The 21,945-nt window shown below is 71.4% G+C and carries 17 protein-coding genes and 1 tRNA gene; 7 read left to right on the top strand and 11 right to left on the bottom strand.

Annotated features, from left to right (window positions below; translation table 11 throughout):
* Positions 1-50 precede the first annotated feature (50 nt).
* Positions 51-1,199, bottom strand: a complete 1,149-nt coding sequence (locus tag ABT294_RS42960) for an MFS transporter (RefSeq protein ID WP_350812236.1) — start codon at positions 1,197-1,199, stop codon at positions 51-53.
* 101 nt (positions 1,200-1,300) lie between these two features.
* On the opposite strand from ABT294_RS42960, the gene ABT294_RS42965 reads away from it, so the two are divergent.
* Positions 1,301-3,817 carry an ATP-binding protein gene (locus ABT294_RS42965; RefSeq protein WP_350812237.1) on the top strand — a complete coding sequence of 839 codons (2,517 nt, stop codon included), beginning with the start codon at positions 1,301-1,303 and terminating at the stop codon, positions 3,815-3,817.
* Between the two features lie 103 nt (positions 3,818-3,920).
* Here the strand turns inward: ABT294_RS42965 and ABT294_RS42970 are convergent, their stop codons facing one another.
* Positions 3,921-4,556, bottom strand: coding sequence for a TetR/AcrR family transcriptional regulator (locus ABT294_RS42970; RefSeq protein ID WP_350812238.1), 636 nt, complete (start codon positions 4,554-4,556; stop codon positions 3,921-3,923).
* 85 nt (positions 4,557-4,641) lie between these two features.
* Between ABT294_RS42970 and ABT294_RS42975 the strand changes: the two genes are divergently transcribed.
* Entirely contained in the window at positions 4,642-6,081 is a 1,440-nt protein-coding gene (locus ABT294_RS42975; protein WP_350812239.1) for an MFS transporter, read from the top strand.
* Positions 6,082-6,172: 91 nt separating this feature from the next.
* Positions 6,173-7,156 (top strand): inositol-3-phosphate synthase, encoded by a 984-nt coding sequence (locus ABT294_RS42980; RefSeq protein ID WP_350812240.1) that lies wholly within the window; start codon positions 6,173-6,175, stop codon positions 7,154-7,156.
* Between the two features lie 26 nt (positions 7,157-7,182).
* On the opposite strand, the gene ABT294_RS42985 is transcribed toward ABT294_RS42980, so the two are convergent.
* From ABT294_RS42985 to ABT294_RS43005, 5 genes are read right to left on the bottom strand one after another with little or no spacing between them, the layout of a single operon-like run.
* A complete protein-coding gene (locus ABT294_RS42985; RefSeq protein WP_350812241.1) occupies positions 7,183-8,028 on the bottom strand; it encodes an ABC transporter ATP-binding protein in 846 nt (281 codons plus the stop codon).
* Positions 8,025-8,822: an ATP-binding cassette domain-containing protein gene (locus ABT294_RS42990; protein WP_350812242.1), complete on the bottom strand. Its 798-nt coding sequence runs from the start codon at positions 8,820-8,822 to the stop codon at positions 8,025-8,027. Before ABT294_RS42990 ends, ABT294_RS42985 begins: the two co-directional genes overlap by 4 nt.
* Positions 8,819-9,631, bottom strand: a complete 813-nt coding sequence (locus ABT294_RS42995; protein WP_350812243.1) for an ABC transporter permease — start codon at positions 9,629-9,631, stop codon at positions 8,819-8,821. Before ABT294_RS42995 ends, ABT294_RS42990 begins: the two co-directional genes overlap by 4 nt.
* Positions 9,628-10,593 (bottom strand): ABC transporter permease, encoded by a 966-nt coding sequence (locus ABT294_RS43000; RefSeq protein WP_350812244.1) that lies wholly within the window; start codon positions 10,591-10,593, stop codon positions 9,628-9,630. Before ABT294_RS43000 ends, ABT294_RS42995 begins: the two co-directional genes overlap by 4 nt.
* On the bottom strand, positions 10,593-12,089 hold the full coding sequence (locus ABT294_RS43005) for an ABC transporter substrate-binding protein (protein ID WP_350812245.1): 1,497 nt from the start codon (positions 12,087-12,089) through the stop codon (positions 10,593-10,595). The genes ABT294_RS43000 and ABT294_RS43005 overlap by 1 nt, the downstream gene beginning before the upstream one ends.
* 85 nt (positions 12,090-12,174) lie before the next feature.
* On the opposite strand from ABT294_RS43005, the gene ABT294_RS43010 reads away from it, so the two are divergent.
* Entirely contained in the window at positions 12,175-15,204 is a 3,030-nt protein-coding gene (locus tag ABT294_RS43010; protein ID WP_350812246.1) for an AfsR/SARP family transcriptional regulator, read from the top strand.
* Between the two features lie 45 nt (positions 15,205-15,249).
* Here ABT294_RS43010 and ABT294_RS43015 read toward each other — a convergent pair whose 3' ends face one another.
* Positions 15,250-15,981: an AfsR/SARP family transcriptional regulator gene (locus ABT294_RS43015; protein WP_350812247.1), complete on the bottom strand. Its 732-nt coding sequence runs from the start codon at positions 15,979-15,981 to the stop codon at positions 15,250-15,252.
* A gap of 122 nt (positions 15,982-16,103) precedes the next feature.
* On the opposite strand from ABT294_RS43015, the gene ABT294_RS43020 reads away from it, so the two are divergent.
* The gene (locus ABT294_RS43020; RefSeq protein ID WP_350812248.1) at positions 16,104-16,892 is read left to right on the top strand and encodes a hypothetical protein; all 789 of its coding nucleotides are present in this window, start codon (positions 16,104-16,106) and stop codon (positions 16,890-16,892) included.
* 349 nt (positions 16,893-17,241) lie between these two features.
* On the opposite strand, the gene ABT294_RS43025 is transcribed toward ABT294_RS43020, so the two are convergent.
* On the bottom strand, positions 17,242-18,168 hold the full coding sequence (locus ABT294_RS43025; protein WP_350812249.1) for a cobalamin biosynthesis protein: 927 nt from the start codon (positions 18,166-18,168) through the stop codon (positions 17,242-17,244).
* A 325-nt stretch (positions 18,169-18,493) separates the two neighbouring features.
* Positions 18,494-19,276, bottom strand: a complete 783-nt coding sequence (locus ABT294_RS43030; protein ID WP_350812250.1) for a phosphotransferase — start codon at positions 19,274-19,276, stop codon at positions 18,494-18,496.
* Positions 19,277-19,840: 564 nt separating this feature from the next.
* Here ABT294_RS43030 and ABT294_RS43035 point away from each other — a divergent pair.
* Both ABT294_RS43035 and ABT294_RS43040 read left to right on the top strand, forming a co-directional pair.
* Positions 19,841-20,422 (top strand): hypothetical protein, encoded by a 582-nt coding sequence (locus ABT294_RS43035; protein ID WP_350812251.1) that lies wholly within the window; start codon positions 19,841-19,843, stop codon positions 20,420-20,422.
* Between the two features lie 54 nt (positions 20,423-20,476).
* Positions 20,477-20,550 (top strand) — tRNA-Arg (locus ABT294_RS43040).
* A 145-nt stretch (positions 20,551-20,695) separates the two neighbouring features.
* On the opposite strand, the gene ABT294_RS43045 is transcribed toward ABT294_RS43040, so the two are convergent.
* Positions 20,696-21,868, bottom strand: coding sequence for a tyrosine-type recombinase/integrase (locus tag ABT294_RS43045; RefSeq protein WP_350812252.1), 1,173 nt, complete (start codon positions 21,866-21,868; stop codon positions 20,696-20,698).
* Positions 21,869-21,945 lie beyond the last annotated feature (77 nt).

Raw genomic sequence — 21,945 nt, forward strand, 5'->3', positions numbered from 1 at the left:
TCTCCCCAACCGACCCAACCAACCCAACCGACTCAACCGACCCAACCGATCTAACCGGCCTTGCCGACCTTGCCGAGCGGCGCGTCCCCGGCGGGCGCCGGTTCCGGCGGGAGGGCCGCCTGTCGCGTGAGCGGCAGCGTGGCGGCGACCAGCGCGGCCACCAGCGCGAAGCCCAGCGGGTAGCCGGTGTGCCCGGCCAGCAGGCCGAACCCCGTCGCGCCGACGCCCATGCCCGCGTCGAAGGCGAGGTTCCACACCGCGCTGACCCTGCTCACCGACCCGCGCTCGAACATCACCGCCAGCGTGGCGTTCTGCAGGACCCCGAACCCTGCCCCGAACAGCGCCATCCCGGCGACCACCGGCACCGGACCGTCCAGCCAGACCTGCAGCGCCATCCCTGCGGCGGCGGCCAGGACGCCGGGGGCCAGCAGCCTGGCGGAGCCGTGCCGGTCACCGAACCTGCCCGCCCACCAGCGGGCCGCCGGCGTGCCGAGCGACTGCATCAGCAGCGCCACGGAGGCCAGCTCTGGCGAACCCGCCAGCGGCAGGAACGTCACCAGGACCCCGACGGCCACCGTGACCGAGGCGAAGACCAGCGTCGGCGCCGTCAGCCCGCGCAGCCCCGCCCCGCCCTCACCACGGCTTCTCGCGGGCCTGGTGGAAGGCAGTCCGAGCGCCGCCGCCAGCCCGACCAGCGGAACCAGACCGGCGACGAGGAAGACCGGGGTGAACCCGAACGTCCCGGCCGACCACAGGCCCAGCGGCAGCCCGAGGATCGACGGGATGCCGACCGCGATCCCGTACAGGCCGAGCCCCTCGCCGCGCCGCTCGGCGGGCACCAGCTCGGCGGTCAGCGCCGTCCCGGTCACCACGATGACGCCGAGCCCGCCGCCGCGCAGCAGGCTCACGGCCGCGACCAGCGGCAGCGCGGGGGAGAGCGGCAGCGCCAGCGCGGGCAGGCCGAGCAGCACCAGGCCGAGCGCCATCACGGCCCGGTACCCGAGGCGCGCCAGCAACCACGGCACGGCCAGCTCCATCAGCACCGTGGAGAGCATCATCGCGCCGGTCGACAGCCCCGCCCCGGACTCGCCCCCGCCACCGGAGGCCGCGTAGAGCGGCACAGTGGAGAACAGCAGGTAGAAGCCCAGCAGACCGCTCAGGGAGACGGCCATCATCAACATCATCGGACGCGTCAGCATGCCCATCACCCTCGCAAGCCGCGAACTCCCGCACATCGGGCATGATGCGTAGCCGCCTCTTCATAATGGGGGCCGGACGGTGTGGAAGCGGGGGGCGTGAGGTGAGGTTCGTCGGGCGCGAGGCCGAGCTGGCGGCTCTGGAGGCCGCGCTCGACGCCGCGCGGGCTCGGGCGCCGCAGGCGGTGCTGGTCGTCGGGGAGGCGGGAATCGGCAAGTCGAGGCTGGTGAGCGAGTTCACCGGACGGCTCGACGCGCTGGTGGCGCAGGGCGGGGCCGACCCGGGCGCGATGGCGTACGCGCCGTTCGTCCCCGTGCTGCGCCGCCTGGTGCGCCAGTACGGGACGGAACTGGTGCCCGACGGCGGGCGCAGGGGCCTGGCGCGGCTGCTCCCCGAACTCGGCGAGATCGACGAGGACGCCGACCTCGGGCAGGCCAGGCTGTTCGAGGAGGCGCTGCTGCTGATCGAGCGGTCGGCGGAGCGGCGTCCCCTGGTGATCGTCCTGGAGGACCTGCACTGGGCCGACCAGGCGACCCGCCACCTGCTCGCGTTCCTGCTGCGCAACCTGATGCGGCCGGGCGTCCTGGTGATCGCGACCTCCCGCGAGCCGCTGCGGCTCCCCGCGTCCGAACTGCTCAGGGTGCCCCCGCTGGGCCGCGACGAGGTGGCCGCCATGCTCGGACGCGCCCGGCAGGACGTCGAGCGGATCATGACCCGCGCCGAGGGCAACCCGCTGTTCGTGGAGGCGCTGGCGGACGCCGGCACCACCACGCCCGCCTCGCTGCGCGAACTCCTGCTGGCCGGAGCGGAACGGCTCGGCGGGGCCAGCCTCGACGTGCTCCGCGTCGCCGCCGTGGCCGGCCACAGGATCCCGCACGAGACGCTGCGGGCGGTCGCCGGCCTCGACGACCTGGCGTTGGACGAGGCCCTGCGGCCGATCGTGAAGGCCCGCCTCCTGCTCGTCGACGGCGACGGCTACGCCTTCAGGCACGCCCTCATCAGGGAGGCCGTCTACGACGACCTGCTGCCCGGCGAGCGCATCAGGCTGCACGCCCGCTGCGCCGAGGCCCAGCCCGACCTGGCCGCCGACCACTGGTACGCGGCGGGCGACAGGCCCCGCGCCTTCCACGCGGCCTGGCAGGCCCGCCGCTGGGACCGGGTGCTCGAACTCTGGGACGACTCCCTGCGACCCGGCATGGACCACGCCCGGGTCCTCGAACTGGCCGCCAGGGACGCCATGCACGCCGGTGACGCCGAGCGGGCCGAGGAACTGGCGAGCCGGGCCCTCGACGAGGTGGCGGACGATCCACCGCGCGCCGCGCACCTGCTGGAGCTGCGGGTCGGCATCCGCGACCTGCTCGGCGAGGAGGGGCTGGACGACCTGCGCCTGGCCGTCCGGCTCGCGCCGCGTGCGGCCAGGCTGATCGGCGCCCTCGCCAACACGCTGCACTGGAACGGCCAGGACGCCGAGGCCCGCGCGCACGCCGAGGAGGCGCTGGCGCTCGGCGACACCAGGTCCCTGGTCACGCTGGCCGCGATCACCGGGCTCCAGGGCGACCTCGACTCCGCCGCCGCCCTGTACGCCGAGGCGAGGGCGAAGGCGTCCGACGACGACACCGTCCTGGTCGCCTACGCCAGCGAGGCTGACGTGCTGGAGGCGGCGGGCGAGCACGCCAGGGCGGAGGCGGTGGCCCGCAGGGGCGTCGCGCAGGCCAGGCGGGTCGGGATGGCCCGCTCGCGCGGCGCGCACATCGCCGCGAACCTCGCCGAGACGCTGGCCTCGCTCGGCCGCTGGAAGGAGGCCCGCGAGGTCGTCGGCGCGGCGCTCGCGCTCGACCCGCCGCCCATCCACCGCGCCTGGCTGCTGCTGGTCCTCGGCACGGTCGCGGTCTGCGACGGTTCCCTGGACGAGGCCGCCGAGGTCGCCCGGCAGGCGCGTCCGCTGATGCGGGGGCGGTCGCGGGGTTACGACTCCTGCCTCGAACCCGACCTGCTCGACGGCCGGCTGGCGCTCGCCCAGGGCGACCTGGAGCGGGCCGGACGACTCGCCGACCACGTGCTGACGGCCCACGACCTCACGCTGAGCTGCCGTTACGCCTGGCCGTTGCTGGTCGTGGCCGCCCGCACGGGCCGGGTGCGCCGGTCCCCCGCCGGGATCCACACGTCCGGACGGCTGCAGCAGGCGCACCGGGCCACGTTCGAGGCCGAGTGCGGAGGCTCGTGGGCGTCGGCGGTGGCGGCCTGGCGCGCGCTCTGCCAGCCGTACGCGCTGGGCCAGGCGCTGGTCAGGGCGGCCGAGCAGGACCGGGCGGGCGCTCGGGAGCTGCTCCGCGAGGCCGCCTCGATCGCCGCCGCGCTCGGTTCGGAGCCGCTGCGGCGGGAGGTCGAGGCGGCGGCGGCCAGCGGCCGGGTCGCCCTGACGGCCGACTTCGGGCTGTCGGCCAGGGAGTTGGAGGTGCTGGGGCTGGTGTCCGAGGGGCTGAGCAACCGTCAGATCGCCGAGCGGCTGTTCATCTCGGCCCGCACGTCGGGCGTGCACGTGTCGAACATCATGGCCAAGCTGGGCGTCGCCTCCCGGGTGGAGGCCGCCGCGCTGGCCCGCCGCACCGGCCTGATCTGAGTGATGGAGGCCGCCTCTGGGCCGCGCTGACGGCTCGCCGCTGGAGGTGGAGGCGCGCATGGTCGTCGAGGACTCGCCGAGCGCGGCGGGCGACGTCCTGGACTCAGTTGGTGAGAGGGGTGCGGACCAGCCCGTGGGCGAGCAGGTCGAATGCCTGCTCGGCCTCTGCGTAGGCGGTCGGTCGACGGGCTCCGGCGCGTTCGCCCGCCAGCATCGCTGTCAGGTTGTGTACGACGAGGCGCTGCAGGACCGCGATCACTTGGGCGGCCGCGATGTCGGCCAGTGGCGAGTCCCATGTCTCCCGCAACGCCGCGGTCAGGCTGTCTTGAGCACGGTCGCTCTGTTCGGCCGGTCGTAGCCGCAGGCTCGGCGTGGACAGCACCATGCGCTGGAACGCCAGATAGCCGGGGTCGTCGTTGAGCCCGGTGAGCACATCTCCGGCGTCCAGGGCGAGGAGGAAGTGGCGGCGGAGCGCCTCCAGCGGCCTCTCGCCGTCACGGCGCCTGCGAACCACAGCCGCCGCTTCCTCGTAGTGGTCCTCCAACCGGTGCATGACCAGGTCTTCCTTGGCCGGGAAGTAGTTGTAGACGGTCATGCTCGACACCTGGGCGGCCGCTGCCACGTCGGCGACGGACACGTTGTCGAAACCACGCTCCACGAACAGGGCGATCGCCGCTTCCGAGATCGCCTTACGAGTCTGGATCTTCTTGAGCTCCCGCAGCCCGACCGCACGCGCCATGGCGTCATCCTACTCGCGCTCAGTAGAGGCTCTAAAAATTTGTGTAATATAAAAACTTATAGAGTCTAAAAGAAAGGTCCGCGGGATGTCGCTCAACACCGTCTACGACGGAAACACCCAGCTCATGGGCCGGACGCAGGTCACCATTGCGGCCCTGGGCTGCTTCCTCACCCTGTTGCTGTCCCTGCTCGACATCAACATCGTCAGCGCCGTCTCGTGGCGGATGGCTCAAGCGCTCGACCCGGTCCATGGCCTGTCCCTCCTGCCATGGATGGTCACCGCCTACGCCCTGGCCGACTGCATCGTGGTTCCGCTGTACGGCAAACTCGCCGACGTCTACGGCGCCAAACGCCTCTACACGGCCGCGCTGCTCATCTTCCTCACCGGCTCCTGCCTGTGCGGCCTGGCGGCGAACATGACCGAGATGATCGTCTTCCGGGCGATCCAAGGCGTGGGAGGCGGTGGGCTCATGTCGGTCACCATGGTTGTCCTCGGCACCTTGACCCGCTCGGCCGACGAGCAAGCACCCCGGAGCGGCGCCATGCGGGTCGGTGGGGGTGGCATCATGGTCGGCCTCGGCATCGCGCTCGGCCCGCTTCTCGGCGCTCTGGTGGCCGACAACCTCGATTGGCGCTGGGTCTTCTACATCAACATCCCCCTGGTGCTGGCCGCCCTGTACATCGCACTGTTCGTGCTCAAGCTGCCGGTACACCGCCTCGACCGGCGCGTCGACTTCACCGGCGCCGCCCTGATCGCAGCCGCCGCCGCCGCGCTGCTGCTCGCCTTGCAATGGGGAGGGCAGCAGTACGGCTGGACGTCCGCACCGGTCCTGACGCTGGCCACCGTCGGCATGATGCTGGCCGTGGCCTTCGCCTGGCGTTCCCTGAGGGTGCCCGAGCCGCTCATCTCGCTGGCGCTACTGCGCAACCCGGTGTTCCGCCTCATGGTGCCGATCGGCACACTTTCCGGCGCCGGCCTGGCCGGACAGGTACTCGGCATAGGTGGCTACCTCCAGCTCGGACACGGCCTGGGCCTGGGCGGCGCGAGCCTGCTGAACCTGCCCATGGCCGCCGGCATGATGGCCTCCGTCATGGTCGCCAGATGGATCGTGGCCTGGTTCGGCGACTACAAGTACCTGCTCGCCGCCGCCGGAGTACTGCAGGCGTCGGTCCTGTTCTGCTTCTCCGTCACAGACCAGCACACAAGCCTCGTCTGGATCGCCGTCGGCATGTTCGTCCTCGGCCTCGGCATGGGACAGTCACTCGGCCTGGCCCTGCAGTACATGCAGAACTCCGTCGCCATCCACGACCTCGGCATCGCCACCACCACCCAGCGGTTCTGCCAGCAACTGGGCACCTCTCTGGGGTTCGCGCTCTTCGGCCAGCTCATCAACCGCGGCCTGACCGGCACGAGCGAAGCCGCCTTCACGACGGCCACGACCACAACCCTGTTCTACGCCGCCTGCGTGGCACTGATCCCAGCCGCGCTGGCCCTCCTCATCAAGACAAAAGGCGTGACCGCCTAGTGTGACCAGCGAGGAGTGCGGGGTCCTGGAAGACGGGCTGCACACTGCGCCTGAGCGATGGGGCCGGGATTGACCTGGTCTAATCCTGTTCATGACTTTTGTGAACGTCGGCCTGGTCGGTGTGGGCAACTGTGCGTCCTCGCTGGTGCAGGGCGTCGAGTACTACCGCGACGGCGACGCCCCCGGCCTGCTGAACCCCGTGTGCGCCGGATACGACGTCTCCCAGGTGCGCTTCACCGCCGCCTTCGACGTGAACGGCCGCAAGCTCGGCCGCGACCTGTCCGAGGCGATCTGGGTCGCGCCGAACAACGCGCGCAGGTTCGCCGACGTCCCCCACCTCGGGGTCGAGGTCGTCGAGGGGGCGCTCGGCGACGGCGTCGGCGCCGACTCCGCCGACCTGGTCGACCCGCGCGGCGCCGCCACCGTGGACGGCGTCGCCGCCCACCTGCGGGAGACCGGCACCCACGTCGTGGTCAACTTCCTGCCGGTCGGCGCGCAGCGGGCCACCGAACTGTACGCGGAGGCGGCGCTGCGTGCCGGGTGCGGCTTCGTCAACTGCATGCCGGCCGTGCTCGCCCGCTCGCCGGAGTGGGTGAGCCGGTTCGCGGAGTCCGGGCTGCCGCTGATCGGCGACGACTTGAAGAGCTCGTTCGGCGCGACGCTGGTGCACCGCGCGCTCGTGGACGCCCTGACGGCGTCCGGAGTGCGGCTGACGGACGGCTACCAGCTCCTGGGCGGCGGCAACATGGACTTCGTCAACATGCAGGACGCCGACCGGATGAAGTCGAAGAAGGCGACCAAGGCGCACGGGGCGGGCACGTCCACGCACGTCTCCGCCCAGTACGTGCCGTTCCTCGACGACCGCAAGATCGCCTACATCCGGCTGGACGGCGAGGGGTTCGGCGGCTCGCCCCTGGAGGTGGAGGTGCGCATGGTCGTCGAGGACTCGCCGAGCGCGGCGGGCAACGTCCTGGACGCCGTCCGGCACGCCAGGGCCGCCATGGACTCCGGCGCCGGAGGGCTGCTCGGCGAGGTGTCCGCCGCACTGATGAAGGCCGATGGTCGCCAGCCCTGACCGGCCCCGCCCGGTAGGCGGGGTGGTCAGCGGAGGCGGCTCAGGCGGGGGACGCTGTCGAGGAGTCTGCGGGTGTACGGGTGGCCGGGGGAGCCGAGCACCGACGACGTCGGGCCCTGCTCGACGACGCGGCCGCGTTCGAGGACGGCCGTCTCCTGGCAGAGCGCGGCGACCACCGTCAGGTCGTGTGAGACCATCACCACGGTCAGGCCACGGCCCTCGCCGAGCTGGGCGAGCAGTTCGACCACGCGCACCCTGGTCGACACGTCCAGCGCGCTGACCGGCTCGTCGGCGAGCAGCACCCGCGGCTCGCACACGATGGCCCTGGCGATCGCGACGCGCTGCCGCTGCCCTCCGGAGAACTCGTGCGGGTAGCGTCCGGCGGCGTCCGCGGGCAGGCCGACCGCGCGCAACGCCTCGGCCACCCGGTCGGCGGCCTCCTCGCGCCGGGCCGCCCGCGAGCCGTGCAGCAGTTTCAGCGAGCGCAGCGGCTCGGAGACGATCCGGCCGACGCGCTGGCGGGGGTCCAGCGAGGAGTACGGGTCCTGGAAGACGGGCTGCACACTGCGCCTGAACGCGCGGTCGCCGGGCGACAGCTCGCCTCCGTCGAACAGGACCTGGCCGGTGGTGGGCCTGGCCAGGCCGAGCAGCAGCCGCAGCAGCGTGGTCTTGCCCGCACCCGACTCGCCGACCAGCGCGAGACTCCGCCCGGCGGGAACGGCGACGGACACGCCCTCCAGCGCGGGCGCCGCCCCCCGATAGGCGAAGCCCACCTCCCGGGCCTCCAGCACCGGCACGTCGTCCTGCACGCGGGGCGGCCGATCCGGTTCCGGCGCGGAGGTCACAGGGTCCGGTTCTCGCGCGGGAGTCATGGGGCCATCCGATCGAGTTCGCCTTCCAGAGCCCACGCGCTGTCCACCAGCGAGCGGGTGTACGGGTGCCGCGGTTCGCGGACGAGGTCACGGACCGGCCCCGACTCGACGGCGACGCCGTCCTTGAGCACCACGACCCGGTCGGTCACGCCCGCGACGACGGCCAGGTCGTGGCTGATGAACAGCAACGCCATCCCGCGCCCGGCGACCAGGCCGTCGAGCAGCGCGAGCACGTCGGCCTGCACGGTGACGTCCAGCGCGGTGGTCGGCTCGTCGGCGATCAGCAGCTTGGGCTCGCAGGCGAGCGCCATCGCGATGGCGACCCGCTGGCGCTGCCCGCCGGAGAGCTCGTGCGGGTAGGCCCGCGCGATCCGTTCGGGGTCGGCCAGCCGCACCTCGTCCAGCGCCTCCAGGACGGCGGCCCGCAGCGCCGCCCCGCGCAGCCCGCGCCTGCGCCCGAGCGGCCCGGCGAGCTGCCTGCCGACGCGCATGAGCGGGTCGAGCGCGGTCAGCGGCTCCTGGAAGACCGTGGTGGCGGCCCTGCCGCGTACCGTGTCGAGTTTCCTGTCGGGGGCGCCGACGATCTCCGTTCCGTCCAGGACGGCGCTGCCGTGCGCGGTCAGGCCCGCAGGGAGGAGCCCCATGACGGCGAGGGCGGTGAGCGACTTGCCGGAGCCGGACTCGCCGATGAGGCCGAGCCGCTGCCCGCTGTCGACCGTGAACGACACGCCGGAGACGAGGTCGCGGCCGTCGGCGTGGCGTACCGTCAGCGCGTTGACGTCCAGCAGGCTCATCGGCTCCACCGGCGGGTCGGGTCGGCCAGGTCCCTGAAGCCGTCGGCGACCAGGTTCACGCCGACGACGAGCACGACCAGCAGCACGCCGGGAGCGATCGCGCCGGTCGGGGCGGTGAGGACGGTCGCCTGCGCCTCCTGGAGCAGGCGTCCCCAGGACGCGTTCGGCGGGGGCGGCCCGAGCCCCAGGTAGGACAGCGCGGCCTCGGCGAGCACCGCGAGCCCGAGCTGGAGGGCGAGGTTGACCAGCAGCGTCGGCCAGATGTTCGGCAGCACGTGCTCGGTCACCACGCGCGGCCAGGACGTGCCGGACGTGCGCGAGGCCGTGATGTAGTCCTCGGCGAGCACCCGCTTGACGAGCACCCTGGTCAGCCGGGCGACCACGACCGACATGGCCAGCCCGATCGCCAGGATCGCCGACCCCAGCGACGCCTGCCGCACGGCCACCACCAGCATGGCCAGCAGCAGCGTCGGGAATGCGATGAGGATGTCGAGCACGGCCGAGATCGTGTCGTCGAGCCAGCGGGTGGCGAATCCGGCGAGCAGCCCGGCCGTCACCCCCAGCAGGCCGCCGACCAGCACGGACCCGACGCCGACGGTCAGCGCGATGCGGGCGCCGATCATGAGTTGGGTGAGCAGGTCGCGGCCGAGCTTGTCGGTGCCGAGCGGGTGCCCGCCGCCGGGCGGGGCGAGCCGCCCGCCCGAGGTGTCGGACGGGTCGTAGGGCAGCCAGACCAGCGAGACGACGGCCACGACCAGGACGGCGGCGACCAGCACGGACCCGATCGCGAAGGTGGGCCTGCCCTTCACGGCCTGCCTCCGCCCAGGTGCGCCCGCAGCCGCGGATCGACCAGCCGCTGGGCCAGGTCGGCGGCGAACCCGATCAGCAGCACCGCGAACGTGCTGACGACCAGGATGCCCTGGATGACCGGGTAGTCGTGCTCGGCGATGCCCTTGACCAGCATGCCGCCCAGCCCCGGCAGCGCGAACACGCTCTCCACCACGACCGCGCCCAGAAAGGTCGTGGCCAGCTCGATGCCGAGGATGGAGATGACGGGCACGGACGCGTTGCGCAGCCCGTGCCGCCACATCGCGCCGACGAACGACGAGCCGAGCGCCCTGGCGGTTCGCAGGTAGTCGCTGCCCAGCACGTCCAGGGTGGCGGAGCGGACGTAGCGGATCAGCGACGCCGACATGACCAGCGCGATCGTGATCACGGGCAGCGTCAGCGAGGTCAGCGCGTCGGCCGGGTCCGCCCAGTCCTCGCGCGGGAATCCGCCCGCTGGGAGGACGCGCAGGTACAGCGCGAACACGGTGACGAGCAGCATCCCGATCCAGAAGACCGGCACCGCGATGCCGAGCTGTGAGACGCCGCTGAGCAGCGGCCCGTACCAGCGGTCCGCCCGGTGGGCGGCCAGGAACCCGACCGGCACCGCGACCAGCACGGCCAGCGCGAACGACAGCAGGGTCAGCGGCACCGTGACGACCAGCCGCGCGGCGATCTCCTGGCCGACGGGCAGCGTGCTGACGAACGACGTGCCCAGGTCGAGCCTGGCCAGCCCGCCCAGCCAGGAGGCGAACTGCTCCAGCAGCGGCCGGTCCGAGCCGATCTGATGCCGGGCCGCCGCGATCTGCTCCTGCGTCGCGCCCACCGACAGCAGCGAGTTGGCCGGGTCGCCCGGCAGCAGCCGCAGCAGCACGAACAGCAGCGACGCCGCCAGCAGCAGCGACCCGAGCAGGAACGCGGTACGGCGCAGCAGATAGCGCCCCATCAGCCCTTCTTGATGCCGTAGGCGTAGAACTGCGAGTTCAGGCCGTTCACCGGGTAGCCCGACAGCTTCGACGAGGCGACGACGATCTGCGGGTAGAGGTAGAGCCAGTCACTGGCCGCGTCCTCGGCGATCTGCCTGCCGACCTTCTTCAGCAGCTCGGTCTGCCCCTCGGTGGTGTCGGCCTGCTCGGCCTGCTGGACCCACTCGGTGACCTGCGTGTTGTCGTAGCCCCAGTAGAAGTCGGGGTCGCCGTACCAGACCACGTCGCGGTCGTTGACGTGCTCTTGGAGCGTCGCGGCGAAGTCGCGGTTCTTGTAGACCTTCGAGTACCACTCGTCGGCCGTGATGACGTTGATGTTCACCGTGATGCCGACCTTGGCCAGCTCGCTCTTGACGAAGGTGGCGGCCGTGGGGTGCGGGTCGTAGTTCGGGGTGTCGAGGGTGAAGGTGAAGCCGTTGGCGTACCCGGCCTCGGCGAGCTGCTTCTTGGCGAGGGTCACGTCGTACGGGTTGACCTTGGTCAGGTCCTCGTACCAGGGGTCGGTCGGGGGCACCATCGAGCCGATCAGGCTGCCGTGACCGTCCCAGATCGACTGCAGGAGCTTGGCGTTGTCGATGGCCGAGGTGACGGCCTTGCGCACGAGCGGCTTGTCGAACGGGGCCTTCCTGTCGTTGAAGGCCAGCAGCAGCTTCGTCGTGGAGTGCCCGTCGTTGACCTTGAAGTCGGCGTTGCCGGTGAACTGGGCGAGCGCGTCGGGGCTCTGCTCGCTGGTGACGACGTCCACGGCGTTGGTGAGCAGCGCGTTGTTGAGCGCGGTCGCGTCGGTGAAGTAGTGGAAGACGACGCCGTTGTTGGCGGGCTTGGCGCCCCAGTAGGCGGGGAAGCGGTCCAGGCTCAGCGTGGAGCCACGCTTCCAGGCGCCCAGCTTGTACGGCCCGGTGCCGTCCTCGGTGGTGGTGAGGTTCTTGGCCTGGGAGTTGATGATCCAGACGTAGCTGAGGTTGTAGACGAGCGAGATCGACCTGCTCGACAGCTTGATGACGACCGTGCCGTCGTCCGGGGTCTCGATGCTCTTGATCGGCTTGAAGCTGCTCTTGCGCGCCGACTGCGAGTCCTTCGCCGTCACCTTCTCGATGCTGTCCTTCACGTCGGACGCGGTCAGCGGCTTGCCCGAGTGGAACGTGACGCCCTTGCGCAGCTTGACGGTGTAGGTGAGGCCGTCGCCGCTGACCTGGTGACTCTCGGCGAGCAGCGGCTCGACCTTGCCCTCGTCGGTCAGCTTGAACAGGCCCTCGTAGACGTTGCCGTTGAACGCCTCGGTCACGCCCTGCCCGCCGCCCGCGGTGTTGTCGAGGTTCTGCGGCTCGTACAGGGAGCCGATCTCGATGGTCGCGCCCGCGTCGGGCGTGGCGGCGGTGGGAGAGCCGCCTCCGGTGCCGCACGCCGCGAGCGCCAGGGTGAGTGCGAGCGCGGCACCGACGATCTTGCTGGTCAACGTTTCCCCCGGTCCGGAGATCAATACTAAATGGGTAGGTTTAGCAGACTACATGGCGTTCTCTGGCGGTTTATGCTCGGGCGGGATGGATATCCGTCTGTTCGGCCCCGTCGAGGTTCGTGTCGGTGGCAACGAGGTCCCGCTGGGCGGGGCCCAGCAACGCTGCGTGTTCGGCGTCCTCGCCGCGCACCACGGCACGTTCGTGCCCGCCGAGAGGCTGGCCGCCGCGCTGTGGGAGGACGACCCGCCCAAGACCGCGCGGACCGTCATCCAGGTGAAGGTGTCACAGCTGCGCAAGGCACTGGGCGACGTGATCCAGAGCACGTCCGCCGGCTACTCGCTGGTGGTGCCCGCCGAACACCTCGATCTCGGACGGTTCCGCAGCCTCGTGGCCGAAGGCAGGGCCGCGGCACGGCGCGAGGACGCGGTCGACGCCTGGACGCGGGCGCTCGACGAGTGGCGCGGCCAGCCGCTGCAGGGGCTCGGCACGTCCTGGGTGGACCAGCGCGTGCGCGGCCCGCTGCTGCGCGAGCGCTGGGACCTCGTCGAGGAGTACGCCGCCGCCCTGATCGAGCTGGGCTGCCACAGCGCCGTCCCGGGCGTGTTACAGGAGCTCAGAGACGAGGAGCCGTTCAGGGAGACGTCCCACGCGCTGGTGATGACGGCCCTGTGGCACGCCGGGCGCAGCACCGAGGCGCTGGAGCTCTTCCGGGACGTGCAGCGGCTCTTCGCCGCCGAACTCGGCGTCGACCCCGGGCCGCGCCTGCGCGACCTGCACCAGCGCGTCCTGGAAGGACGGCTGCCCGTCCCGCGCCAGCTCCCCATGGACCTGGCCGGCTTCGTCGGCCGCGACGCCGAAGTGGAGCGGCTGCTCGCCCTGCTGCGACCGGGCGGCGTCGTCGCCGTGGTGACCGGGGCCGCGGGCATCGGCAAGTCCGCGCTGGCCACCCACGTCGGGCACCTGCTCGCCGAGCACTTCCCCGACGGCCAGCTGCACGTGGACCTCAACGGCTACGGCCAGGGCGACCCGCTGCCGCCCGAGCGCCTGCTGCCCCGCTTCCTCGTCGCGCTCGGCGTGTCGGCGCCCGCGGGCTTCGCCGAGCAGCTCGACCTGTACCGTTCCACGCTCGCCACCCGGCGGGTGCTGCTGGTGCTCGACAACGCGGCCCACGTGGAGCAGGTGCGCCCGCTCCTGCCCGGTGGCAGCCCGTCCGCGGTGATCGTCACCAGCCGCGACGCGCTGCGCGGCCTGGTGGCCCTGCAGGGCGCGCGGAGCGTGACCCTGCGCACGCTCACCCCCGCCGACGCCCGCGACCTGCTCGCCGACCTGATCGGACGGCGCCGCGTCGAGGCCGACCCCGAGGCGGCGGCCGAAATGGCTGAACTCTGCGGGCACCTGCCGCTGGCCCTGCGCATCGCGGGCGCCAACCTCGTCGCCGGGCACGCCCCCGACCTGCGCCGGTACGTCGCGGAACTGCGCGCCGACCGCTGGAACACGCTCGCCGTCGAGGGCGACGCCCAGGCCACGGTCGCCGCGGCCTTCGGCCACTCCTACGCCGCGCTCGCCCCCGGCACACGGCTGCTGTTCCGGCGGCTCGGGCTGATCCCCGGCTGCGACTTCACCGCCCGCTCCGCCGCCCGCCTCGCCGGAACCGATCCAGGGACGGCCGGACGGCTCCTGGCCGGACTCGCCTCTGCCCACCTGGTCGAGGAGCACGCCACCGGCAGGTACCACCCGCACGACCTGGTCAGGCTCTACGCCCGCGACCGCTGCACCGACGAGGACGCCCCGGCCCCCGCCCGCCTGCACGCCTACTACCTGCACACCGCGCGAGAGGTCGCCCGCCTGCTCGAACCGTCCATCGAGCTGCTGCCGCTCGACGAGTCCGACCTGCCACCCGACACCGAGCACCTCGCCGACGCCGCCGCAGCCCGCGACTGGCTCGACGCCGAGCAGCACAACCTGCTCGCCGTGATCGACCACGTCGAAGGCCGCACCCTGTGGCGGCTGGTCGAGGTGCTGCGCGCCTTCCTGACCGGCCGGATCCACCTCGACGTGGTCGCCACGCTCGCCCGCCGCGCGCTGGAGGCCACCGAACGCGACGGCGACCTGGCCGGGCAGGCCAGCATGCACCACACGCTGGCCAACGTCCGTTTCGTACTCAACGACCCGCGCGCCGCCATCACCCACTACGAGCGCGCCTCGGCCCTGTACGAGGAGCTCGGCTGGGCCTCGGGCACCCTGCTGACGCTCACCAACCTCGCGTCCGCCAACTGCAGCCTCGGCGACTTCCGCACCGGGTCCGCCCACTACGCGCACGTGATCAGGGTCTGGGAGGAGCTCGGCCCCTCGGTGAAGCTGGCCGCGACGCTGGAGAACCACGCGCTCGTGCTCCTCTGGCAGGGGCATGCCCGCGAGGCGCTCGAACAGCAGCGACGCGCCATCCGCATGCGGTCGGAGCTCGCGGAGCCCAACGACTCGTCCACGTGGCGGATGCGGTCCCAGTGCATCCTCGGCGACATCCACATGGCGCTCGGCGACCTGACCGCCGCGGAGGAGGTCCTGCACGACGGCCTGGAGTGGACGGGCGAGTTCCAGACGGCCGCCGCGCTCTCCAGCGCGGCCGTGCTCCAGCACCTGCGCGGCGACGCCGGCGTCGCCGCGATGCTGGCCCGGTGCGCCGTGCAGGCCGGGCGGGGAAAGGGGCTGTCAGGCGAGTACGACGAGGCGCGCACCACCCTCGCCCGGGTGGACGAGTCCCTTCCCCTTGAGGAGCGGCTCGCGATGCTCCAGGAGGTCCTCGACTCCTACGGGGAGCGCACGCACCCGTACCTGAACACCCGGGTCCGCCTCGCCATGGCCGGAGTCCTGCTTCGCCACGGGCGGCACGAGGAGGCCGCGCAGCCGGCCAGGCAGGCCCTCGACACCGCCACGGGACACGGGCTGCGCCGCCTGATCGGGCAGGCGCTCACCCTGATCGCCCGCGTCCACCTGGCCGAAGGACGGCTCCCGTCCGCCCGCGAGTACGCCGGCCGGGCCGCCGCCCTGCACCGCGAACTCGGCCACCGCCTGGACGAGGCCGACGCGATGGCCGTCCAGCGGGCCCTCGACTGACCCGGGCCCGTCAGGGGCGCCACGGACCAGGGCGGCCCGCCCTGGTCACGGGCGGCCCGCCAGGAGCGACTCGAAGGTGGCCCGTAGTTCGGGGCCCGGGTCCACGCCGAGGTGCTCGGAGAGCCACCGGCGGGTCCTGTCGTACAGGTCGAGGGCCTCCGCCTGGCGTCCGAGCTGGTAGAAGGCGGTCATCAGCAGCGCCACGAGACGCTCCCTGTGCGGGTCCGCCGTGACGGCGGCCCGCAGGTGCGACACGGCCCGCTCCGGCTGCCCCAGCCGCAACCGCCGCCTGGCCAGCTCCTCGACGGCCGACAGGCGGGCCTCCTCCAGCTCGACCGCCGCCACCTCCAGCGGCTTGCCGCCCCCGGGCCCGCCGAACGCCGGGCCCGCCCACAGCTCCAGCGCCTCGTCCAGCAGATCCGCGCCGCGCTCGTCGTCCGCGTCCCCGGCCTCGCCCACCAACCGCATGAAGCGCAACGCGTCCACCTGGCAGGGCTCCGCGCGCAGGACGTAACCGGCCCCCGCCGTCTCCACCATCACCGCCGGGACCAGCGTGCGGCGCAGCCGGTACACGTGCCCCTGGACGGTCACCCGCGCGCTGTCCGGCGGCTCGCCCTCCCACACCGCGTCGATCAATCGCTCCACCGGCACCGTTCGGTTCAGGTCGAGCAGCAACGCGGCCAGCGCGTAGCGGCGCTTGCGCGGCCCCAGCTCCAGGCGGCTCCCCCCGTGACAGGCGTCGATGGACCCAAGCAGACGAAACTCCAAAAGATCCATCTGACACAGCATGGCCGACCCCGCTAAACGCTCGCTAAAGCCCGGGACGCCAACGAAACACCAAGATCTTCTGTCAGGGTCTTGCCCTCATTGATGTCGTACCTACCAGGAAGAGACGGAAGTTGATCACGAAGAAGGCCGCGATCGCCGTCATGGCCGGTTCGTTGCTCGTCGCCCCGCTCGTCGCGGCGCAGGCCGCCAGTGCCGACACCGCCACGACCGCCGGTGCGGTTCAGGCCGCCAACGACCGGCTCGGCCCCGGCGAGTCGCTGCTCCCGGGACAGTCGCTGACCTCGGGCAGGTTCAAGCTCGTCCAGCAGGCCCAGGGCAACCTGGTCTTCTACGACGGCACCAAGGCCCTGTGGACGTCGCCGACCTCGGGCAAGCCCGGCGCCCGCGCGACCATGCAGAAGGAGGGCAACCTGGTCATCTACGGCGTCGACAACAAGCCGCTGTGGTCGACGCCGACGGCCGGCAACCCCGGCGCGTACCTCCTGCTGCCCAAGGACAGCGGCAACCTGGTGCTGTACTCCCGGGACAACGCCCCGCTCTGGTCCTCGAACACGTACTTCGGCAAGCTCCCGTCCGGCCACGTGCTGCGCGCCGGGCAGTGGGTGCAGTCGGCCAACGGCCGGTTCAAGCTGTTCCAGCAGCCGGAGGGCAACGCCGTCCTGTACGACACGCAGGGCGGGCAGAAGGCCGTGTGGACCACGCCCACCGACGGGCACCCCGGCGCCCGCTCGGTGATGCAGCCGGAGGGCAACTGGGTCGTGTACGGAGCCGACGACAAGGCGCTGTGGACCACCAAGACGGCGGGCAACCCGGGCGCCTGGCTGGCGGTCAACAACGATGGGCAGATCGTCATCTACTCCAGCGACAACAAGCCTCTCTGGTCCAGCCGCAACCGCTAACCCACCCCGGCTGGCCCACCCCGGTCGGCCTGTCTTTGGTCGGACTGGTCGGCCGCACGGCGGCCGGCCCGCCTCGGCTAACCCGCCCCGGCTAACCCACCCTGGTCGGCCCATCAGAGCGGCCCGTCCTTCGGCCGGACCGGTTACGGGTGGCCAGCCTCGGGCGGCTCGGTTTCGGCCAGCCCAGGCTGGGCGGTTCACCTGGACAGGGCGGGATCCGCGACAGCGCCACGCGGGTCCCGCTCTTCGTGTGTTCGTGCTGGCGTTGCCGAAGGCGGGCCTCGCCCGCTCGCGCCGCTGACGCCGTACGTGCTCGGGACATACGTGCTTCCAGGACGTCGGCGCGGGGTCAGCGGCGGCGGAGGCGCCAGGCCGTGAGGACCGCCAGCCCGGCCGCCGCCAGGCTGACCGCCCGGGTGAGGCGGACCGCCCGCCTGACGTCCCCGACCTCGGGCGCGCGGCCGTCGCCCATGGTGGGCCGGTGCTCGGTCCTGCCGCCGTACACGTTCGTGCCGCCCAGCGTGACGCCCAGGGCGCCGGCGAACGCCGCCTCGCATCGTCCGGCGTTGGGGCTCGGATGCCGGTGGCCGTCCTTCAGCAGGACGGCCAGCGTCCGCGCCCGGTCCCGGCTGAGGAGGACGGTCAGCACCCCGGTCAGCCGGGCCGGGACGTAGTTCGCGGCATCGTCCAGCCTGGCCGCCGCCCAGCCGAACCGCGCGTAGCGGGGGGAGCGGTGGCCGATCATCGCGTCGAGCGTGTTGATCGCCCGGTAGGCCAGCAGCCCCGGCACGCCCGCGACCGCGCCCCAGAAGAGCGGCGCCACGACGGCGTCCGACGTGTTCTCGGCCAGAGACTCGACCGTGGCCCTGGCCAGGCCCTTCTCGTCCAGCTGCGAGGGGTCGCGCCCGCACAGGTGCGGCAGCCGCTCGCGGGCCGCCGCCAAGTCGTCGTCCTCCAGGGCGCCCGCCATGATCGCCCCCTCGCGGGCCAGAGTGGTGCCGCCGAGGACGGCCCAGGTGGCGAGCGCGGTCAACGCCGTACGAGCGGCGGGGTTGACGACCCGTTCCGCCAGAACGCCGAGTCCGGCCGCGCCACCCACGCAGAGAATGACGTGGACGGCGCCGCGCGGCTCGCTGTCGCCGTACAGCCTCTCCTCCAGCTTGGACGCGGTACGTCCGAACAGGGCGACAGGATGGCCCGCGCGCGGATCGGCGAAGATCGCGTCCAGCGCAACCCCCAGCGCCAATCCCAGCGCGCGATCAGACGAGATGTGCATGACCCTCATCTTCCTGCACATACGCCCAAAGACACGATCAACCCGTACGAGACCAGCACGAAGCCCACCTCCCTGCGCAGATGGCCGCGACTGGAAGCCCACCTCCCGGCACACGCCACGCAGGACGAGACCCCGCACGAACCCCACCTCTCGGCATATGCGGCCGACTACTCGTCCACGCAGGACGAGACCCGCACAAAGCCCACCTCCCGGCATATGCGGCCAGCTACTCGTCCGCGCAGGACGAGACCCGCACAAAGCGGTGGCCAAGAATCGGGACCAGAAGAGAGGTGTCTGAGGCTCGTCGCTCTGCGGGCGGGATGGATCAGACCAGATGCTGACGAAGGTCGTCCTCGTGGGCGTCCAGCCAGGCTGAGGCGCGGCGGATGCGCTGGCCTGCGCCGCCCGCCCACATCCTGGCCCAGCCGCCGCCCGAGGCGGCGCGGGCGTGCATGGCCGCGTAGGACCGGTGGAAACGGAGCCGCGACAGTTCGAGCAGGCGGCGGCGGTCACGCGCGGCCACCCCGTAGGCGTCGCAGAACAGGCGCAACCGGGCACCCGCGCTGACGTTCCGGTGGAGCGGATGGCGGTCGACCGGGTCGGCGATGGGGGCCCAGTGCCGGAGCGTGGTCACGATGTCGAACAATCGCGTGGTAGGCCGGGCCATATCAAAATCAATCATCGCCCTAGGACTTCCATCACGAAAGATCACGTTATCTGTCGTCAAATCACAATGACCGATGACTTCGGGCGATAAATCATCATTCGAACCGCACTCCCAGCCGTCCGCATGCAGCGGAAAACCGGCCGTCGCATCGTGAAACTCCCGCAGCAACCCGGCAACCCCGGCCAAAGCCTCGTCGGTGGCGGTGAGGAGATTCAACCCGGTGCTCCCCGGGACATACGTGAGAATCTCTCGCCCCAGCGCGTCCATGCCGACCACCCGCGGCGCACCCGCGAACCCCGCGGCTTCCAGGTGGCGGAGCAGAGCGTGCACGGCGGGCGTCGACGGTTTCGCGGGCCTGCGCACGGTATCGCCGACGCGCACCACCCCGTCTGTCACGTCCCCGCCCTGCAGGGGAATTTCATGCAGGAGCGTCGCGACCATGCCAAGACAGTTTAGACCTATCTGTCCAACTCCCGCGCGCCGTTTTGATCAGGCCACGAGGCGTGTCGGACGATCCGGAGATCACTATCCCGGGCAACTCGTGATCATGTGGCATCCGGCGAACGTCCCCGGAAATTTCCGACTATCGATGGCCTTTAACCTTGCCGTACTGGCCCTTCCGGTCGGGTAGGCGTCGCAGGCTCGCCCGCCCAGCCGCCGGTCGGCCCCCTGCCCGGAACGTCGTCCGGCATCGTGGCCAAGCTGGCAGACCGTCCGATCCAGTTCACGTCCTACACGAGCTCTACGGGGACGAGGTCGCCCTTCTCCAGACCTGGGCAGCGTCACCGCCTCGCCCGACGAACGCTGGGTCGCCACCCAACCCGAGCGGACGATGCCAGACGGTGTCACTCCTGGACCGGAAGACCGGCAAGGTGACGCAGGTCGAGCTTCCGGTGCCGCCACCCCCGACGGCCAGTATCCCCAAACGATCTGTGGTCTCCGGACGGCCGCTCCCTGCTCCTCAACCTCTTCGAACCCGGCTTCGAGCCCCGTTCGCAGGGAATCGTGCTGATCGACGTCCCCTTGCTGCAGCCCCGCTTCGTCCGCATCGACAAGGCGCTGATCACGGTCGGCGGCTTCCAGCGGACCCACGACAGCAAGGCAGTCGGGGTCCGCTGGGGGAAGAACGGCAAGTCCATCGTCCGTCAGTACGACCTCACGGGAGCCGTCAAGCGGACCTGGCACGTCCGAGGCCGGCTGGCGGGGGAGGGGCTGGGCGCCTTCACGCCGTCCGGCCGCCGCTTCGTCACGGCCTGCACCTCCCTGGAGAAGGCGGCCCGTGTGTGGGACACCAGGACCGGCAACGCGGTCACCCGGATCCGCCTGGGCTTCAGCGTGTCCTGGGGCACGGTGCTCGGCTGGTATGACGACGTCTACCGACAAGGGAGTGGGCATCGTGAGCCTGAACGGCAAGGTCGTCGAGACGCTGATCAGGGCCGACAAGAAGCAGCACTTCCGCCCGTACTTCAACCACTGCCCCGCCCTTCACAGCAAGTCCGGAGCCACGACCCTGGCCACGGAACTCACGAGCCGAACCCCTGCCGTCCACGGCTCTGCGAGCCCTGCGAGCCCTGCCTCCCGGACTGACACTTCGAAAACGTGTGCATGACATGTCGCCGGATCATGCACAATAAGGCGGGAGCGCCCTTAGCTCAGCTGGATAGAGCACCGGACTTCTAATCCGACGGTCGCAGGTTCGAATCCTGCAGGGCGCGCGTCCTGTGATCAGGAAAAACAGCCCCTGACCAGCGGTAACGCCGGTCGGGGGCTCTTGCGTCTTGTGCGGTGGTGTGCGGCTACCGGCGGGCGACTGCGGTTGATCGTGCCGAATACGTGCCCAAGTTTCCCAGGGGTTCCAGATCAGTCTTCCTCGAGCGCGTCGGCGATCCGGCGCTTGGCGGCCTCGTCTTGGCCGACGATGCACTTGGCGTAGATCCTGAGCAGGACTTCCACGCTGTGGCCGGCCCACTCGGCTACCTGCGTGGGCGCTACGCCTGCGTTGAGCCACGTGGAGACGCAGGCGTGGCGGAGGTCATAGACCCTTCTGGCCAGCGGTGAGGCGGCCTCCTCGGGGGTGAGTGCGTCCTGGCGGGCCTTGGCCCAGACGCGCCGGTAGGTGATGCTGGGTAGCTCTCCTCCACGAACGCCCGAGAACAGCCGGCCGTCGGCGGCCCTGCCGTACGGCGCGGCCAGGTGCTCACGGAGAATCCGGACCAGGGCTGGGGGGATTGGCACGGGGCGAGCATGGCCGTCGGCGCGATGCTTGAGTGAGCGTTCCTCGCGGAGCGTGCCGTCATCTGTCCACTCCCGGCCAGCGAATGGGGCCGCCTTGGCGAAGTGCAGCTCTCCCCACTCCTCAGACTCCTCCCGGTCGCCGGTCTTCTCGTTCAGAACCAGAGGCGGAAGGGTGACGTTGTGGTCCCGCAGGTTGACGACTTCCTCGGGGCGCAGTCCCGCGTAATACATGAGCGCGAAGAACGCCACCAAGCGTTTGCCGCTCGGGTACTGGGCCTTGACCGCGGTGAGCAGGGCGCGAGCCTGAGCGTGATTGACCACGCTGCGGCGGTCCACCTCGCGGCTGCTCTTGGGTGCCTTCCACTTGATGCCCTTGAGCGGATTGGCTGGAAGGAGTTTCAGCTCCACGCCGTAATCCAGGGCGCTTTGCAAGATGGTCTTGTTTCGGAGGACAGTACTCGTGGCAGCCCGCTTTCCGTCGAGGCGGGACGTGGCCGTGTCGAGCAGGGCTCTCACGAGAACGGAGTCATCAGCCAGCGCGGACACAGGTCTGGTGTTGGCTGACAGCCAGCGCAGCGCGTCGGCTATATCGTCGGACGCCTCATCGCGCTGCTTGGTGTTGAACCCCCAGCGGCGCATGGCCGTTCGGAGCGCGAGGTCATCGGGCTTACCGCGCTCATTCGCGAGCATCGCGGGGGTGGCGGCGGTGAGCGCTCGGGCGATGTCCTGGCGATACTTCGCCGACGCGCCTTTCCACTTCATGTCTACGAACGTGCAGGCGAAGGCATACCAGGTCATGGCCGGGCGCTCCCTGCGACTCCATGAGACTGGCTCTCCCGTGAGCAGGCTGAACGCCTCGCCCTTCCGCGCGGCGG

The organism is Nonomuraea sp. NPDC000554 (assembly GCF_040300065.1).
Lineage (GTDB): Bacteria > Actinomycetota > Actinomycetes > Streptosporangiales > Streptosporangiaceae > Nonomuraea.